Annotated in this window: 14 protein-coding genes; 12 read left to right on the forward strand and 2 right to left on the reverse strand. The window is 48.0% G+C overall.

Going from position 1 to position 17,781, the window contains the following annotated elements; all coding sequences use genetic code 11:
• Positions 1-125: 125 nt before the first annotated feature.
• Positions 126-1,211, forward strand: coding sequence for a chorismate synthase (aroC, locus tag B5D35_RS04635; RefSeq protein ID WP_078751423.1), 1,086 nt, complete (start codon positions 126-128; stop codon positions 1,209-1,211).
• Between the two features lie 78 nt (positions 1,212-1,289).
• On the opposite strand, the gene B5D35_RS04640 is transcribed toward aroC, so the two are convergent.
• Entirely contained in the window at positions 1,290-1,940 is a 651-nt protein-coding gene (locus tag B5D35_RS04640) for a trimeric intracellular cation channel family protein (RefSeq protein ID WP_078751424.1), read from the reverse strand.
• A gap of 224 nt (positions 1,941-2,164) precedes the next feature.
• Between B5D35_RS04640 and B5D35_RS04645 the strand changes: the two genes are divergently transcribed.
• Together B5D35_RS04645 and B5D35_RS04650 are read left to right on the forward strand one after the other, a co-directional pair.
• Positions 2,165-2,692, forward strand: coding sequence for an elongation factor P hydroxylase (locus tag B5D35_RS04645; RefSeq protein WP_078751456.1), 528 nt, complete (start codon positions 2,165-2,167; stop codon positions 2,690-2,692).
• Positions 2,693-2,701: 9 nt separating this feature from the next.
• Positions 2,702-2,968: a YfcL family protein gene (locus B5D35_RS04650; protein WP_078751425.1), complete on the forward strand. Its 267-nt coding sequence runs from the start codon at positions 2,702-2,704 to the stop codon at positions 2,966-2,968.
• Between the two features lie 57 nt (positions 2,969-3,025).
• On the opposite strand, the gene mnmC is transcribed toward B5D35_RS04650, so the two are convergent.
• Positions 3,026-5,029: a bifunctional tRNA (5-methylaminomethyl-2-thiouridine)(34)-methyltransferase MnmC2/FAD-dependent 5-carboxymethylaminomethyl-2-thiouridine(34) oxidoreductase MnmC1 gene (gene mnmC, locus B5D35_RS04655; protein WP_078751426.1), complete on the reverse strand. Its 2,004-nt coding sequence runs from the start codon at positions 5,027-5,029 to the stop codon at positions 3,026-3,028.
• Between the two features lie 206 nt (positions 5,030-5,235).
• On the opposite strand from mnmC, the gene fabB reads away from it, so the two are divergent.
• The 9 genes from fabB to cvpA all read left to right on the forward strand — a co-directional run bounded on the left by fabB (position 5,236) and on the right by cvpA (position 17,729).
• Positions 5,236-6,447, forward strand: coding sequence for a beta-ketoacyl-ACP synthase I (gene fabB / locus B5D35_RS04660; protein ID WP_078751427.1), 1,212 nt, complete (start codon positions 5,236-5,238; stop codon positions 6,445-6,447).
• Positions 6,448-6,654: 207 nt separating this feature from the next.
• Positions 6,655-7,794 carry a 4-phosphoerythronate dehydrogenase gene (locus B5D35_RS04665; protein ID WP_078751428.1) on the forward strand — a complete coding sequence of 380 codons (1,140 nt, stop codon included), beginning with the start codon at positions 6,655-6,657 and terminating at the stop codon, positions 7,792-7,794.
• Between the two features lie 2 nt (positions 7,795-7,796).
• Positions 7,797-8,822, forward strand: a complete 1,026-nt coding sequence (locus B5D35_RS04670; RefSeq protein WP_078751429.1) for an aspartate-semialdehyde dehydrogenase — start codon at positions 7,797-7,799, stop codon at positions 8,820-8,822.
• A gap of 197 nt (positions 8,823-9,019) precedes the next feature.
• Positions 9,020-13,144, forward strand: coding sequence for a FimV/HubP family polar landmark protein (locus B5D35_RS04675; RefSeq protein ID WP_078751430.1), 4,125 nt, complete (start codon positions 9,020-9,022; stop codon positions 13,142-13,144).
• A gap of 159 nt (positions 13,145-13,303) precedes the next feature.
• Positions 13,304-14,092 carry a tRNA pseudouridine(38-40) synthase TruA gene (truA, locus tag B5D35_RS04680; protein WP_078751431.1) on the forward strand — a complete coding sequence of 263 codons (789 nt, stop codon included), beginning with the start codon at positions 13,304-13,306 and terminating at the stop codon, positions 14,090-14,092.
• A 246-nt stretch (positions 14,093-14,338) separates the two neighbouring features.
• A complete protein-coding gene (accD, locus tag B5D35_RS04685; protein ID WP_078751432.1) occupies positions 14,339-15,265 on the forward strand; it encodes an acetyl-CoA carboxylase, carboxyltransferase subunit beta in 927 nt (308 codons plus the stop codon).
• A gap of 95 nt (positions 15,266-15,360) precedes the next feature.
• Entirely contained in the window at positions 15,361-16,629 is a 1,269-nt protein-coding gene (gene folC, locus B5D35_RS04690; RefSeq protein ID WP_078751433.1) for a bifunctional tetrahydrofolate synthase/dihydrofolate synthase, read from the forward strand.
• Positions 16,630-16,631: 2 nt separating this feature from the next.
• Positions 16,632-17,174: an SPOR domain-containing protein gene (locus B5D35_RS04695; protein ID WP_078751434.1), complete on the forward strand. Its 543-nt coding sequence runs from the start codon at positions 16,632-16,634 to the stop codon at positions 17,172-17,174.
• A 63-nt stretch (positions 17,175-17,237) separates the two neighbouring features.
• Positions 17,238-17,729, forward strand: coding sequence for a colicin V production protein (gene cvpA / locus B5D35_RS04700; RefSeq protein ID WP_078751435.1), 492 nt, complete (start codon positions 17,238-17,240; stop codon positions 17,727-17,729).
• The last annotated feature ends 52 nt before the right edge of the window (positions 17,730-17,781 follow it).

Here is a 17,781-nt window from a genome sequence, read left to right on the forward strand (position 1 = left end):
AAAGCACTGCTTCAAAAAAATTTTGCTTCTTTCAGCTAGTTATGTTTCATTAACCTGATGCAGTTATGCCTGAAAGCCGATCTTCTTGGCATCACACAGGCAGCCAGTAAAAGACAGAGGAAGTAATGGCAGGCAACACAATAGGTCAGGTTTTTAGAGTTACCACCTTTGGTGAAAGTCATGGAGTGGCTTTAGGGTGTATTGTCGATGGATGTCCTCCGGGACTGGAAATTTCAGAAGCGGATTTGCAGGTGGATTTGGATCGTCGCCGTCCCGGTACATCAAAATACACCACACAGCGCCGCGAAGCAGATGAGGTTCGTTTCCTCTCTGGCGTGTTTGAGGGTAAAACCACCGGTACCTCAATTGGTTTGTTGATTGAAAATACAGATCAACGTTCACAAGACTATTCAAAAATTGCAGATCGCTTCCGCCCCGGTCATGCCGATTACACATATCACCAGAAATATGGTCACCGCGATTATCGTGGTGGTGGCCGCTCCTCTGCGCGTGAAACTGCAATGCGTGTTGCTGCAGGTGCTATCGCGAAAAAATACCTAAAACAGCAATTTGGTATAGAAGTTCGTTGCTATCTTTCTCAAATGGGTGATGTCTCTGTCGATTCCGTTGATTGGGACCAAGTCGAGCAAAACCCGTTCTTCTGCCCTGACGTCACTAAGCTTGAAGCGCTCGATGCGCTTATTCGTAACCTCAAAAAAGAGGGGGACTCCGTTGGTGCGAAATTGACGGTAGTCGCGAACAATGTGCCTGTTGGCTTGGGTGAACCAGTCTTTGACCGTTTAGATGCTGATATTGCGTATGCGCTGATGGGCATCAATGCCGTAAAAGGTGTTGAGATTGGTGATGGTTTTGATGTGGTAAATCAACGCGGCAGTGAACACCGTGACGAACTGACACCCTCGGGCTTTAAGTCTAACCATGCGGGTGGCATTTTGGGTGGCATTTCGTCGGGACAGGACATTGTTGCGCACCTTGCATTGAAACCCACCTCAAGTATTACTGTGCCTGGGGAAACGATCAATGTGGATGGTGAAACCGTGGATGTTGTCACCCGCGGCCGTCATGATCCCTGTGTGGGTATCCGCGCAGTGCCAATTGCTGAAGCGATGGTTGCAATCGTTCTGATGGATCATTTACTGCGTCACCGTGCACAAAATGCGGGTGTCGAGACATCAACACCAAAGATTTAAAGGTGGTGGTGTGCCAGAAAACGAAGAAAGGCCAGCAATACGCTGGCCTTTCTTTTTTTGAATTTATTTAGCAAGTGGTTATTTCACTTCGGCTTTTTTCGGTTGATCATCGGATTCGAAGTTAAACACTGGAAGGCTCCAGCCAAATCGAACCGCACTCATTCGAAACGTAAAACCAATGATTAGCGTCGAAATCGTAGCGTACGTTTCATTAACGCCAAATTGTTCACCATAGGTCATCAACGCCCAGTACATTCCGCCGGATAAGAAAGCCACAGAGGCGTAGAGTTCCTTGTGCAGCACCATAGGTTGACGGCGGCAGAGAAGGTCTCGCAGCAAGCCCCCGAAGATGCCAGTAACCAGTGCTGATACAACACAAATCAGCGGTGATAGCCCCATGTCCATCCCCACGCGGCAGCCGATGATGCTAAACGCGATAAGACCCAATGAATCAAGCCCAACAAACAGTTTATGGTTGCGGTGAACCCAAGATGCCATCCACGTCGTGACAATGCCTGCCACACAAACAATCACCAAATAGTGAGGGTTGGCAACCCAACCCAGAGGGTAATGTCCCAGTAAAATGTCGCGCACGGTCCCACCACCAATGGCGGTACAACTGGCCACTAACATGACGCCAAACCAGTCCATCTTTCTTCGACCAGCGGCCAGTGCGCCTGTCATGGCTTCAGCGGTAATGCCGATAATGTATAACGTGGACAACAACATGTTCTATTCAGTAACTTATGTGAGATTGACGAATTACTTGCGATTGTAAATGTGATAGAGGTCTCAAACCAATGAAAGGATGTGAGAACACCCATGAAATCAATTCATGCCTTGGGGCAGATAAATCGTCAACATCGGTGGTTTTTTCTGCGACAAGCCTCTGAATGATGGGTAAAATGCCACTCGACCCAATTTCTTGTTACCGAAATTTTACATTTATTCCCATGCACCACGACTATAACGATCTTATTTCTGTCTTTAATCAGACATTTATCAGTACTTTTAATACTGAGCTTCTGTTAGGTGGCGATGAGCCCATCTATTTACCTGCCGATGAAGAATTCGCGAGACATCGCATTATATTTGCGCGCGGCTTTTATGCTTCAGCCCTACATGAAGTGGCACACTGGTGCATTGCGGGCCCACAGCGTCGTCTTTTGGAAGACTATGGCTATTGGTATCAGCCAGACGGCCGCGATGAAACGACGCAAATGGAATTTGAAAAGGTAGAGATTAAACCGCAGGCAGTAGAGTGGATTCTGTCTGCAAGCTGTGGTTTTCGCTTTCAGGTTAGCTGCGATAACCTGAACGGTAATTTTGAGCCAGACCGCCCGGTATTTACCGCCAAAGTGCGTAAACAGGTTTTGGCTTATCTGGAAGGTGATATGCCCGAGCGGGCGAAATCCTATTCAGACGCCCTGAGAACGTTTTATAATCTGCCCCCTTTGACGGCAGCGAACTTTGACGCTTGAGAGAGACCTATGATCCAAGATTATGAAGAGAAAATCCTCGATTTTATCGATGCTATGGTAGAAACGGCATCGGATGATGAGTTGTTTGCAAGCGGTTATCTGCGAGGCCATATTTCATTGGCTGCAGCTGATTGTGAACAGGATGGCGTTGACGATGTAGGACTGCTGAGAGCGAGAGTGGACAGCAGCTTGAAAGAGAATGCGAACGAGCTGAACCCTGCTGACCAGGTGTTAGTGGCCAACTTCTGGTCATCGTTGCAAGATAAAGCAAACTGAAGAACATAAAAATAGGCACTGATCATCAGTGCCTATTTTCTTCATACCTTTCGATGATTATAGGGTTTTTCCCTTCAACAGCTTTCTCACCCACATACGTCCAGGGTGCAGGGCGTTAAGGACATCAACCGGCAGAGGCAGTGGGTCGCCACAGATCTGTGATGCCATTAGTTCACCTAGAATTGGCGCTGATGTCAGGCCGCGAGAGCCCAAAGCCAGCAGACTGTACATATTTGGGTAAACTGGAATATCTTCGGCATTTTCTTGATTGTGTTTCAAATCTGCATAAACCGTCGTGAGTTCATCGTAAACGCAGACATCACCCGCATACGGCAAGTGATCGCGGCTCGCGCAGCGAATTCCCACACGTCCTGCGCCATGGTCGGTATCAATCTCTTTTGGCCAATCCCCCGGAATACAGTCAATCAGGCGTTGTCTGTTTTCGACTTGGTCGTCCATGCGAAAATCAAAAGACACGTCATTTCGGCTGTACGTAGCGCCAATACAATGGGTGTTATTTTTCGGGTTAATGGGGGTTAGGTAGCCGTCATAGCAAAGGACGGTTTTCAGCGCTTTAAGTGTAGATGTGGTGTTGATATGGCTTACCTGTCCACGTACGGCATAAGCTGGAATATTTTCCGTTTGCTCAAATGTGGTGAATTTATGGCCATTGGCAATCACGACGGTGGTGTGTTCGAACGCATGGTTGTCAGAGCGCAATAGCCATGAATCGTCACTGCGTTCTATCGTCTTAATTTCGGTGTTGTAATGACAGGTTAGCAATCCGGTCTTTTCTGCTAGTGCTATCAAACCTTGGGTCAATTGTTGCGGGCAAAGCCAGCCACCCATCGGGTAAGAAACGCCGCCGTGACTGGTTTCGATGTTTGTCCTTTCAGCGATTTGTGCGGCGGTTAAGCCTTGAATAACATCATCAGGGAAACCGCCAGTCAGCATTTTCGCAAGTTTGTCAGCACTTTTATCATCCCAACCAAGTTGGGTGACGCCACACCAATCATGGTCAAAGTCGATATGTTCGGCGGCTTGCTCAACAAACTGACGAGAGAAAATAAACGCCGGTGCGAAGAAACGGGATAACGCATCGTTACTGCCGTTTAGGAGTGGATAAACGGCACCTTGGCGGTTTCCTGATGCGCCGAGTCCCGGTTTATCGTGCTCACAATAAAGACTGACGTGTTTTCCTCTGCGCACCAAAGATAACGCCAAGGTTGCACTGGCAACCCCACCGCCAACAATGGCGATATCATCTGCATTCTCAGATGCCTTGCGTTTATACCAAGGAGCTTGCTGCAAAGGTTGGTTGCGTTCGGTGATGGTGCCGACAATCATGTCACGTTTAGTGCCGAAGCCTTTGGCTTTTTTCATGTCAAAGCCAGCGTCAATCAATCCACGACGCACGAAACCTGCGGCAGTAAAGGTTGCAACCGTGCCGTTTTTTCTCGCCAGTCTCGCCATGCCGTCAAACAACTCTTGGCTCCACATCTCAGGGTTTTTGCTGGGTGCAAAACCGTCAAGAAACCAGCAGTCAACGATACCGTCATCAGAGCTCCATACTTGCGGCATAGAGTCCTTAATGTCGCCAAACCACAGGTCGAGGGTGATCATGCCTTCTGCCAAAATGATGCGGTGGCAGCCGGAAACTGCCGCGGGGTAGTGTTTTCTGAATTCCGCGGCGAACTCAGCCAATTCTGGCCAGGCCGCATGCGCTTTTTCTAGGTCACTGGCGGTAACAGGAAACTTCTCAAAGCTGATGAAATGCAGATGACGCGTCTTTGCTTCTGGGTTCTCTGCGCGAAAAGCGACAAACCATTGCCACACGGCAAGGAAATTAAGACCCGTCCCAAATCCTGTTTCGGCAATGACAAAGCGGTCTCGCTCGAAATTTTGCCAACGGGCAGGCAATTGATTCTGAGCAAGGAACACGTAGCGTGTTTCTTCTAAACCGTTAGCGTTTGAAAAATACACGTCGTCAAAGTTGTCTGATACGGGTGTACCCACATCGTTCCAATGGATTTGAGCGTGTTCAATGCGAGGAGTGGTCACGGGCCTTACCTTCAAGTGTTAACATCTGTTACGTTGCGCGGATTCTAACGTCAAAATCGGTGGAGATACAGAATCGTGCGGGATTTGGGGTGAGTAGATAACGGCGTGACCTAAATCTCAGCGTACAAGTGTACACAGGAAAGCTGACCACTTTACTGTTTTAAAACCGCTATTATCGTGGCGAACTCGAATTGTAGGAACAAAAGATGAAACGAGCCGTAATCACAGGTATGGGAATTGTTTCCAGCATCGGTAACAACGTTAAAGAAGTGCTGGAGTCGTTAAAGTCGGGTAAATCAGGGATTAGCTTTTCCCAACAATTCGCAGACATGAAGCTTCGTAGCAATGTCTGGGGTGATTTGAAGTTAAATCCAGCAGATCATATCGATCGCAAAAAGTTTCGTTTTATGGGCGATGCCGCAGGCTTCGCTTATCTGTCTATGGAACAGGCTATTGCTGATTCAGGCCTGACCGAAGACCAAGTTTCAAATGACCGCACTGGCCTAGTTGCCGGTTCTGGTGGCGCATCGTCTATTAATCAGGTTGCGGCGACTGATACATTGCGTGAAAAAGGCGTGAAGCGAGTGGGGCCGTATATGGTGCCACGTACCATGTCCTCCACGGTGTCAGCGTGTCTGGCAACACCGTTTAAAATTCGTGGTGTTAACTACACCATGAGTTCTGCATGTGCGACATCAGCACACTGTATTGGTCATGCAGTTGAACTTATTCAATTGGGTAAACAAGACGTGGTATTCGCCGGTGGTGGTGAAGAACTGGATTGGTCTCTGACCATGATGTTTGATGCCATGGGCGCACTGTCGACCAAATACAACGACAACCCAGAACAAGCGTCACGTACCTATGATGCGGACCGCGACGGTTTCGTAATCTCTGGTGGTGGCGGCATGATGGTTATCGAAGAGCTTGAACATGCATTGGCACGTGGCGCGAAAATCTACGGTGAAATCGTGGGTTATGGTGCAACCTCAGATGGCTATGACATGGTTGCACCATCAGGCGAAGGCGCGATCCGTTGTATGAGAATGGCAATGCAAGATGTTGATAGCATTGATTACATCAATACACATGGTACGTCGACGCCAGTTGGCGACGTGAAAGAGTTGGGTGCAATCCAAGAAGTCTTTGGCCACAACAGCCCAGCGATTTCTGCAACCAAAGCGATGACAGGTCACGCATTGGGTGCTGCTGGGGTTCACGAAGCGATTTACTCCACCATTATGCTGGAGAACAACTTCGTCGCACCGAGCATCAACATCGAAAACCTGGATGCGGCAGCAGAAGGGCTGGACATTGTAACGGAAACCCGTGAAGTGGAACTGAAGACTGTTATGTCGAACAGCTTTGGTTTTGGCGGTACCAACGCAACACTGGTTATCAAGAAATTCGAGGGATAAGCGTAAGGACATAAAGCCATTACCTGTCCCCAGAGTTTTCCGGGACGTTGGCTCAATGCCTACAACAGACGCGGGTTTAGATCGCTGAGAGCCGATCTCTACCTTTCAGATCCTGGATTTTACCCGGCTTCGGCCGGGTTTTTTCGTTTTAAGTCATCCAGAAAAACGTCACAATAGCCACATTGATAGTCGTGCAGAGAAAACAGCGTGAATATTCTGATTGATGAAAATATGCCGTATGCCGCTGACCTGTTCAGCAAATTGGGTACTGTAACGGCCAAGTCTGGACGAGATCTCACTCCGGATGACTTGGTCGATGTCGACGCCTTGATGATTCGTTCTGTGACCAAGGTGAATGAAGCGTTGCTGGCAAACGCTAATCGACTAAAATTCGTTGGTACTGCCACAGCGGGAACCGACCATGTTGATACTGAACTGCTTGCTAGCAAGGGAATTTACTTCACCGCAGCCCCCGGTTGTAACAAGGTGGGCGTGGCTGAATATGTCATCAGTGCGCTGCTTGTGCTGGGTCAACAGCAAGGCTTCGAACTGACAGATCGTAAAGTTGGTATCGTCGGGGCGGGGCAGGTCGGATCTTATCTCTCAACATGCTTGTCGGCATTAAATGTTCCTCACCTTCTTTGTGACCCACTGAAAGAAGCTGAAGGGGATAGCCGAGATTTCCATCCTCTAAATGTATTGCTTGCAGAATGTGATGTGATTTCTCTTCATACTCCGCTGACTAAACATGGTGAATATCCGACGTATCATCTTATAGGTTGTAAAGAGTTGGCTGCTTTGAAACCAAACGCAATTCTTATCAACGCAGCGCGTGGCCCAGTGGTTGACAACAACGCGCTGAAATCTGCTCTTTCCGACCCGCTATTAACCGCTGTGCTGGACGTGTTCGAATTCGAGCCGGAAGTGGATTTGGAGTTGCTGCCATTGCTGGCATTTGCCACACCACACGTTGCGGGTTACGGCTTGGAAGGTAAGGCGCGTGGTACAACCATGATTTATAACGCGTACTGTGACTTTCTAAAAAATGGTGAAGCGCATGTTGAAGCCGCATCTCTATTACCAACGGCACCAATCCCTCATGTGTCACTGAGCAAAAAGTGGGAATCCGCTGATCTGATGGCACTTTGTCAGCTTATCTATGATATTCGTCGTGATGATGCTGAGTTTCGCCGTGAGATGGCCGATCTCAATAATCAACGCGCAACCTTTGACCGCTTGCGTAAGAATTATTGGGACAGACGTGAGTACAGTGCGATTACAGTAGCGGGAGAGGCTGACTTTGGGGTAGAGTCGCTCGCTAAATTAGGTTTTACCGTAGAGGAATAATCATGACACAAGAATTTGATGTGGCTTACGATGTCGCTGTTTTAGGTGCAACTGGCACAGTTGGTCGTACCATTATAGAGGTGTTGGAAGAGCGTAAATTCCCAGTGCGCAACTTGCATTTGCTGGCGAGTGAGCGCAGTGCCGGTGAAACCATTCGTTTTAACGGCAAAAGTGTGCGCGTTAAAAACGTAGAAGATTTTGATTGGAGCCAAGTGCAGATTGCTTTGTTCTCAGCAGGTTCAGAAGCGTCTGAACGTTGGGCGCCAATTGCAGCAGATGAAGGTGTTGTGGTTATCGACAACACCTCTCGCTTCCGTTACGACTACGATGTTCCTCTTGTTGTGCCTGAAGTGAACCCAGAAGCGATTGCCGATTTTCGCAATCGCAATATCATTGCGAACCCGAACTGCTCAACCATCCAAATGCTGGTGGCATTGAAGCCAATTTATGATGCGGCGGGTATCGAACGTATCAACGTGGCAACGTACCAATCAGTGTCTGGCAGTGGTAAGAAAGGCGTAGACGAGTTAGCGGGTCAAACCGTGAAGCTGTTGAACAGCCAAGAAGCAGAGCCAAGCGCGTATAAAAAGCAGATCGCGTTTAACTGTCTGCCACATATCGATGATTTCATGGATAACGGCTACACCAAAGAAGAAATGAAAATGGTGTGGGAAACCCAGAAAATTCTGGCTGACGAGAACGTGGCAGTGAACCCTACCTGTGTGCGTGTGCCTGTGTTCTATGGTCATGCAGAAGCGGTGCATATTGAGTGTCAGCAGCCGATCGATGCAACAGAAGCGATGGACATTCTTTCTCGCACAGAAGGTGTAGAGGTTTACTACGGTGAAGACTACCCAACGCAAGTGAAAGAAGGCACGGGCAAAGATCACGTTATGGTTGGCCGCGTGCGTAATGATATCAGTCATCCCAATGGCCTGAACATGTGGATTGTGGCAGATAACGTTCGAAAGGGCGCTGCAACTAACTCTGTTCAAATCGCAGAAGTATTGATCCGCGATTATCTGTAAGAAATCCCTCTGAAAAATCGGCATCACGTGACGTGGTGCCGGTTCTTTGATCACAAAACACAGTTTTATCTCTTCACACTACAGTTTTCGGCTGGCCTTCCGATATAGTTAGGGAAATAACCAGTATTATCAGTTTCAGTACATTTTTGGTCTAAAAATTGCTGCGATTGAGAAAAGCCTATTTCTGCCATAGGGGAATGCGGGCAGTGTCTGACCCAAATTGTAACAACACCATGACGCGACATTTCTTTTCATCTTTTTCCAGCCGTCGAATCGGTAAAACGCTTGCCGTCTCTGCATTATTGCTGAGTCTTGCCGCGCCTTTTGCCGCACAATCGGCCATCCGCATTCTAGGTCCTCAAGATGAGTCACCGTCTCCAAATGCCGTGGAGCCTTTGTCTCAGTCGACACAACCAAGATCGACAGAAAACCGTCGCCAGGCCACTGGGCCAACGCGAGACTCTGACACCCTTTGGTCTATTGCAAGCGATTACAAGCCCAGCAATGCTGTCACGGTTTATCAAACCCTGGGGGCGATTTATCGGTTAAACCCGACGGCGTTTGAAGACAATAATATTCATGGTCTCATTCCCGGTAGTACCTTGCTACTGCCAACAGTGACAGAAATCCGACGTGAAAGAACGGATGATGTCGCTCAGCGTCTGCAAATTGACCAAGCGAGAAAAGATGCGCTGAGACGGGTGGATAACAGACCGCTGAGTCAACAAGTTACCGCTCCAACAGTGACACCAGCACCTCAGCCCGTACAACCCGTGGCGGCGACGCCTTCTGTGGTTGAAACCCCCGCGATAGTTGTGCCCGAGAAACCTGCGGAGCAAGGCGATGCCGCAGACGTTGCCATGATGAAAAAAGAGGCCATGGCGACAACTGGCGAAGGTATCGCGAAAGATGGTGCTGACATGACACCATCAAAACCAGATATGTCGGCAGTGCAAAGCCAAATCAATGAATCTGATCTGCAAATGGGCAAACTGGTTGAGAGCAACCATATCCTCAAGATTAGATTGGCAGAAGTACAAAACGAATTGGCTGCCCTCAAAGATCAAATGTCGGGTGATGAAGAACTCACAGAAGAAATACGTGAGTTTCTTGAGATCCAGCGTGCTCGCCAAGCACAGATGGAGATGAAAGAGCCAACGTTCATGGAGTCCTTGATCGCCAGTCCTCTCATGCTCGCAACTGTCGCTATTATCCCTGCATTGCTGATCATCGGTGCGGCCGCTTTCTTTATCATGCGTCGTCGTAAAGATGATGATGTGGAGGAGCCTGAGGGCATTGACAGCGAAATGCCAGATGACATGCCGGTTATCATGGTCCCTGAACCGGGGGATGATACGGATGAGTTGATTCTGGATGACGATGAACTTGAAGTGACCGAAGATACAGATGCTGATGATCTGTTCGGCGACGACAGTCTCTTTGATTCTGAATTGGATGATATCAACCTGTCTGATTCGTTGGAGCTTTCAGAAGAACCTGAAGATTCTGGGCTAGACCTAGATGCGGACACTGATTTTGGTGCAGAGACTGACCTCACTGCATCACTCGATGATGACTTTGATACATCGACTGAGCTGAATGTTGAAGCGAGCACTGACGGCGCAATCGGCCTTGAAGACATGGAGCGTGCGCTTGATGAAATGTCTGCATCGCCTGAAGAGTCAGAATTAAGCCCTGATGAAGCACTTGCAGCGATGTGGGAGCAATCTCTTGCTGGTGGCGACGACGAAGTTGATGATATTGATGCGCTGCTAAATGCTGAGCAGGGGGGAGAGGCAGAGGAAAAGGAGTCACTCCCTGAGGAACTCGTTGAAGAAACTGAGCCCGACACCAATGAAGCACTCTTTGACAGGGTGCTTGAAGATGAGCCAGAAGTTGATCTGACTCAGGACATCGATTTGTCCGATGATGACGATCTCCTGTCTGATATGGATATAGAAGAAAGCACCACAGAAGATGCAGCGGAAGATGTGTCAGATGACAGTGCGGCCATGTTAGATGAGTTGCTTGGTGAGGATTTTGATTTTAATGATGATGACTTCCTTAACGAAAAAGAGGAAGACGCGGATATTGGTGAAACTGACGCACTGTTGGATGAATTGTTTGATGGTGACGATCTGGATGAAGACGGTAATCCCGTCAAGCCTGTCTCAAACGATGATATCGATGATTTGTCTCTTGAAGCCCAGCAAGATGATGGCGACATTTCTGATACAGACGCCTTGCTCGATGAATTCTTAAATGATGATGACGAAGATCCTCTCAATGAGTCTGCATTGCTTGATGAATCAATTGATGATGACGATTTATTGGAAGATGTCATTGGTCAGCCAGAAGATGATGGTGAAGTCGACTTAGGTGAAACTGATGCGCTGTTGGATGATTTACTCGGCGACGATGGTGATGACGAAGACGCACTTCTCAATGACGTCGAAGATGAAGATCTTCTTGGTGAAGACTTATTGTCTCTTGATGACGAGCTACTGACCGATGAGTCGACCCAGAGCAAAGATGCAGACTTTGATGACTTACTTGATGAAAACGCTCAGCAAGATGAGTTGGATGAACTCGAAGGTCTACTAGACGAAACTGCAGATAGTGAGGCAGAACGAGACCTTGATACCGTCTCTTTGCAAGATGACGATGAAAATCTCGTTGAAGAAAGCACAGATCAGGACATGGCAGATCTGGAGTCGTTGTTCGATGAGCAACCGCTTGATGAAGAAGAGGCACCAGACGTCTCTGAGAACGAAATTGCGCTGTTGGATGAAGCGCTTGAAAGTGACGAGGCGTCGGCTCTTGACGATATATTGGGAGACGACCAGACAGCTTCCTTAGACGCGAATGATCCTGCACAAGAGGTTTCCACTGATGAAGAAATCAGTGAACAGGAAGTTGATGCTTCAAATGAAGAGATGGAGCTGCTTGATAGCCTTCTTGATGAAGACGCAGAGGAGCCGATCTCTTCAGATATTGAGCAAGCCTCTGAGCTTGAATTAGCGGAAGCGATTGAGCATGAACCAGAGCCTTTAGGGCAAGACGCTGAGCCAGATATTGCGGAAGAATTGTCGGCGTTTGTTAATGATGCTGAGAGCCTAGAAACAGAAGCGCTATCCCTCGAAAATGACGAGCAGTCTTTTAATGAAGCATTAGATGCGGAAGAAGACCATTTTGATATTTCATCGCTTCCTGAATACGACGAAGAAGCCGCGTTAGCGGATATCGACCTCGAACCAGCACCTATCGAAGAGAGCGATAACTACGAAGATGATGATTCTGATGAACCGATAGATTTCAATAATCTTCCAGAATATACAGAGGAAGATGCAGCTGCCGACTTTGATGTTCAATCAAGTAGTGCCGCTGAAACAGAGATTCCACAAGCAGAGGCGGCTTCTGAAGACGTTGTTAGCGAAGAAGCTGTTTCGGAAAAGGCTGTTACAGAAGAACCTGTTACGGAAGAAGAAACGGCATCAGAAGCTACCTTCACCGCAACCGAGCCGAATACGCTGGCGTTTCCAAAAGTGGATGAAATCAGCCTAGATGATCTTGGCGAGTTTGATGAAGCTCATGCACTTGATGCCGCAATGGAAGAACAACGTGAGCTTGAGGAAGGCATTCCTGAAAGTGAACGTTCGCGCTTTACGCAGGAGTCACCGCCTCATTCTGCTGGCTATAGAGCCATGGAGCTGGATGATATCGCGGATCTTGAAGATGACGCGCATCAGGTTGCGGGTCTTAATATGGATGCGCTTCTGTCAGATCCGTTGGATGATGAGCAATTTGGACTGGGTGACTTTGAAACAGAAGACCTAGATATTCCCGATGATGAAAGCGGCATCTGGAGTGCGGAAATTGAGCCCGAACCCGAACTGGAAAGTGAGGATTGGTCAGAGCAGCCTGAAGTGTTGGGCAACGACGTAAAATCAATGGAACTTGAAGCGGACCTTGAAGGTTTGCTAGAAGATGCCGAAAGTGAGCTGATCGAAGCGTCGAGGTCTGATAAAAACTACATCAGCATTGAAGAGTTGATGAAAGATGACGGCACGTTACAAGAAGATCCAGATTCGTTAAAAATGGATTTAGATGTCGGCTTGGAAGATTTCCCAGATGTACTGAGTGACATCCAGCATGCAGACGTTGATAGCAGTGGCGAAACAGCGATGCAAATGGACTTGGCGAAGGCTTATCTCGAAATGAATGATGTCGATGGTGCATTACAACTGCTAGAAAAAGTCATGCAAGGTGATGACGCCCATCTCAAAGACGAAGCGAGAAAGCTGATTGAGAATCTCAACTAGTACAAAGCAGATAAAGTGGCGGGTTTAACCCGCCATTTTTTTGGCCTTATCTTTTGTCATGAAAGTGTGGATTGCTTTGGAAACCTGCACCTTCTCACCTTTTGAGTATATAATGCGCCGCTTTATATCACCGCGTAAGTAAAAGACAGAGACGAGAAAATGAGAATTGCCCTGGGTGTTGAATATGATGGATCGCAGTATTACGGCTGGCAAAGACAGCGTGAAGTACCCAGCGTACAGGAACATCTCGAAAAGGCCCTGTCTAAAATTGCCACTCAGCCAATAGAAGTGCAATGCGCGGGTCGTACAGATGCGGGTGTGCATGGTACAGGGCAGGTTGTTCACTTTGATGTTGCGTGTTCTCGCCCTCTTAGAGCCTGGACCATGGGCGTTAACACTCACCTTCCAGATAACATTGCCGTACGTTGGGCGAAAGAAGTCCCCGAAGAATTCCACGCGCGTTTCTCCGCTAAGGCCCGTCGCTACCGCTACGTGATTTACAACAACAATCTTCGCCCTGGCATTTTGCGTAACGGCATTAGCCACTACCACGGAGAATTGGACGAGAACCTGATGCACGAGGCGGGGCAGTATTTACTGGGTGAAAACGATTTTACCTCTTTTCGTGCGGCACAATGCCAGTCGAATTCGCCTTGGCGAAATATTCATCATTTAAATGTGACTCGACAAGGGCGTTTTGTGATCATTGATATCAAAGCTAATGCGTTTGTGCATCACATGGTGAGAAATATCACGGGAAGTTTGATTGCAGTGGGTAGTAAAGAGCAAAAGCCTGAATGGGTGAAGTGGTTATTGGAAGCCAAAGACCGCAACCAGGCTGCTGCAACGGCGAAAGCAGAAGGTCTCTACCTCGTTGAAGTGGACTACCCAGCTGAGTTTGATTTGCCATCTTCACCTGTTGGACCGCTGTTCCTACCCGACGCGTAACTCTAGTTTATACAGAGCTAGGTTTATACAGATCTAGATTTATACAGAACGGTTTGGAGCCATTAACTTGTGAAGTAAATGCGGCAAACAATAGGTAGTACCAGTTTTTTGTCCAAAGTCTTTACCAGTTGTGTTTTAATCTTCCGTTGAATTCGTAGATATTTAGGCCACTTGCCTTTGCAATGTCACCAAAGTCCTTGGTGAAGCATGAAAAATAGGCAAGTGCTCCAATAGAAAAGGTCGTTCATGAGCTGGCTTGAAAAAATTCTGACAAAAAGCAACATCGGTTCTTCACGTAAAGCCTCTATTCCTGAAGGTGTGTGGACGAAGTGTTCGTCCTGTGAACAGGTGCTTTATCACGCTGAACTTGAGCGTAACCTCCATGTGTGTCCTAAGTGCGACCATCATATGCGTATGAGTGCGCGTAAACGCCTTGAAACCTTCCTTGATGAAGGCGATCGCGTTGAATTGGGTGGCGAGCTTGAGCCAAAAGATTTACTCAAATTCCGCGATTCTAAAAAATACAAAGATCGTTTGTCTTCAGCGCAAAAGGCGAGCGGTGAGAAAGACGCACTGGTTGTTATGAAAGGCGAGCTCCTAGGCATGCCTGTTGTTACTTGTGCTTTTGAGTTTTCATTCATGGGCGGCTCAATGGGTGCGGTCGTGGGTGCGCGTTTTGTGCGTGCGGTTGATGCTGCGATGGAAAACAATTGTGGTCTGGTATGTTTTTCTGCAAGTGGTGGCGCACGTATGCAAGAGGCGTTGACGTCTCTGATGCAAATGGCAAAAACCAGTGCAGCGCTTGAGCGTTTGTCTGCGAAAGGCCTACCGTTTATTTCCGTCATGACGGATCCAACATTTGGTGGTGTAACGGCAAGCTTTGCTATGCTCGGCGATATTAATGTTGGTGAGCCCAAAGCGCTGATCGGTTTTGCAGGGCAGCGTGTTATCGAGCAGACGGTGCGTGAGAAGTTGCCAGAAGGCTTCCAACGTAGCGAATTCCTGCTGGAACACGGCGCCATTGATATGATCGTTGACCGTCGTGAACTGCGTCAGCGTTTGGGCGGATTGCTGGCGAAGATGACCAATCACGAGTCACCATTGGTGGTGTCCGTTGATAAACCGCTGGAAGGTGAAGTGATTGAAGCTGAGCCAGTGGACAGTAACGAGTAATTGATTCCACCTCGTCACAGTAAAAGAGCGCCTTATGGCGCTCTTTGTCTTTTAGCTGATATGATTAAAGCATTACTTGCTACAGTAGACTACTGATGTCAGAACAAATTTTACCCACAGCACAATCACCATTGTCTGAGTGGTTGAGCTATTTAGAAATCCTTCACACGAGTGCGATTGATCTGGGTTTGGATCGTATCTCACACGTTGCTCAAAAAGGTCAATTGACCAAGCCTGCGCCGAAAGTCATAACCGTTGCTGGCACCAATGGAAAAGGTTCTACCTGTGCCATTATTGAAGCCATTTTGCTGAAAGCGGGCTATAAAACCGGTGTGTACAGTTCGCCTCACCTTATTCGCTATAACGAACGCGTAAGAATCAACGGCAAAGAACTGGATGATGAGCGCCACTCTGAAGCGTTTGCCGCTATTGAGGCATTGCGCGGAGAGACCAGTCTCAGTTTATTTGAGTTCGGCACATTGGCGGCACTTTGGTTGTTTCTCGATAACCAAGTCGATGTGGTTATCCTCGAAGTAGGTTTAGGTGGGCGTTTAGATGCCACAAATATTGCGGATCATGACGTATCAGTGATCACCAGCCTTGCTATTGACCACGTTGATTGGCTTGGCGATGACATTGAAGTTATCGGCTTTGAGAAAGCCGGTATTTTCCGTTCAGGTAAGCCAGCGGTATGCGGGCAGCCTGAGCCACCTGCGAGCGTGTCTGCGCATGCTGACGATATTGGGGCGGAACTTCATCAAGTGGGTTATCAATTTGATTACCAGCGAGATGGCGACGTTTGGCATTGGCAATGTGGTGCCTTTGATTTGCGAGATTTACCCGTACCGGGTCTTCCGCTTCCCAATGCCGCCACCGCCTTGATGGCGTTAGGGCTATCAGAGCTTGACGTGACAGATGAGCATATCGTTGATGGGCTTGCGAATGTGAAGCTCGCGGGTCGTATGCAAAGAGTGTTCGAGTCGCCGTTTGTCTTACTAGATGTGGCGCACAATCCGCATTCTGCCGCCTATCTTTCCCAACAAATTGAAGCGATAAAAAATGCATCCGGCGCAAAAGTACATGCGGTTGTAGCCATGCTTCATGATAAGGATATTACGGCCACGCTTGAACAAATGAAAAGTGTCGTGGACTATTGGTATCCTGCCTCGCTGAAGGGGCCTCGTGCTGCTGATTGGCAGACATTAGCCAAATCATTGCCTGAGGGCGTACAAGGGCACGCAACGCCTAGCGACGCGTTTGAAAGCGCGAAAGCCGCGATTGCTTGGGATGGTGATATGATCATCGTGTTTGGTTCATTTTATACAGTAGGCGAAATCGCCGACCGTTTCTCTCAGTCGGAGTAATTGTGGCAACTCAATTTCAAAACCGTCTAGTCGGGACGCTAATTTTGGTCTCATTAGGCATCATTTTCATTCCAGACGTGTTTGACGGGAAAAAGGCGCACTATCAGGAGAACTTTGAAGCAATTCCACTGCATGAAGAGTTTGATGAAAGTGTGATGAACGAATCTGTCAAAATGCCCGAAGAGGCAGATTCATTTATGCCTCAAGACCCCGTTATGGTTACCGTGACGAATGATGACGCCGATGTTGCTGAACCTGTGGTGGCGAAAGTGCAAGCACCGAAAGAAGGGTATCAAGATTCAGCGTGGGTAATTCGCTTAGGTACATTTCGTAATTTAGACAATGCAGAGAACCTAGTAGCGACGCTACGCAGCAAAGGTTACCCCGCTCAACTTTTGCCCAGAGATGTTAAAGAGGGCGAGCTCGCCAGAGTAGAAGTTGGCCCTGATGTGTCAAAAGACAAGCTTGCGTCAATGACTGCAGATTTGGAGTCTTTGACCGGATTAAAAGGCCAACTGCTCAGATTTAACCCATTAAACCCATAAGAAAACGTTTGCGTCGTCATTTTTTCTGTTAAAATGCGCGCGATTCGCTCAGATGATTAGAAGATGAATTGGATAGATTACGTCATTATTGGAGTGATCAGCTTCTCAGCTGTGATTAGCTTGGTCCGTGGATTTGTGAAAGAAGCACTGTCGTTGGTGATTTGGTTCGGCGCATTTTTCGTCGCCAGTAATTTTTACCCTCAACTTGCCGCTTACTTCACCAACATTCAGGACGAAATGATTCGAAACGGTGCGGCAATCGCCGTGCTGTTTATAGCGACTTTGATCGTTGGTGCTGTTGTGAACTACGTTATTGGACAATTGGTTCAAAAAACGGGCTTGTCGGGTACGGATCGCGTACTTGGCATTGTGTTCGGGGGAATTCGAGGGGTGCTGATTGTTGCCGCTGTATTATTCTTCCTGGATGCATTTACCGGTTTTTCCAGCAGCCCCGAGTGGAAACAATCACAATTAATCCCTAAATTTGGGGTAGTGATTGAATGGTTTTTCTCGTATTTGGAGCAGAGCTCCAGCTTCTTACCCAAGGTGATATAACGACGGTCAGGTGCTGTCGACGCGGCACCTGAAAACCTAGTTAGCTGTCCCT

This window comes from Enterovibrio nigricans DSM 22720 (assembly GCF_900167155.1).
Taxonomy (GTDB): Bacteria; Pseudomonadota; Gammaproteobacteria; order Enterobacterales; family Vibrionaceae; genus Enterovibrio; species Enterovibrio nigricans.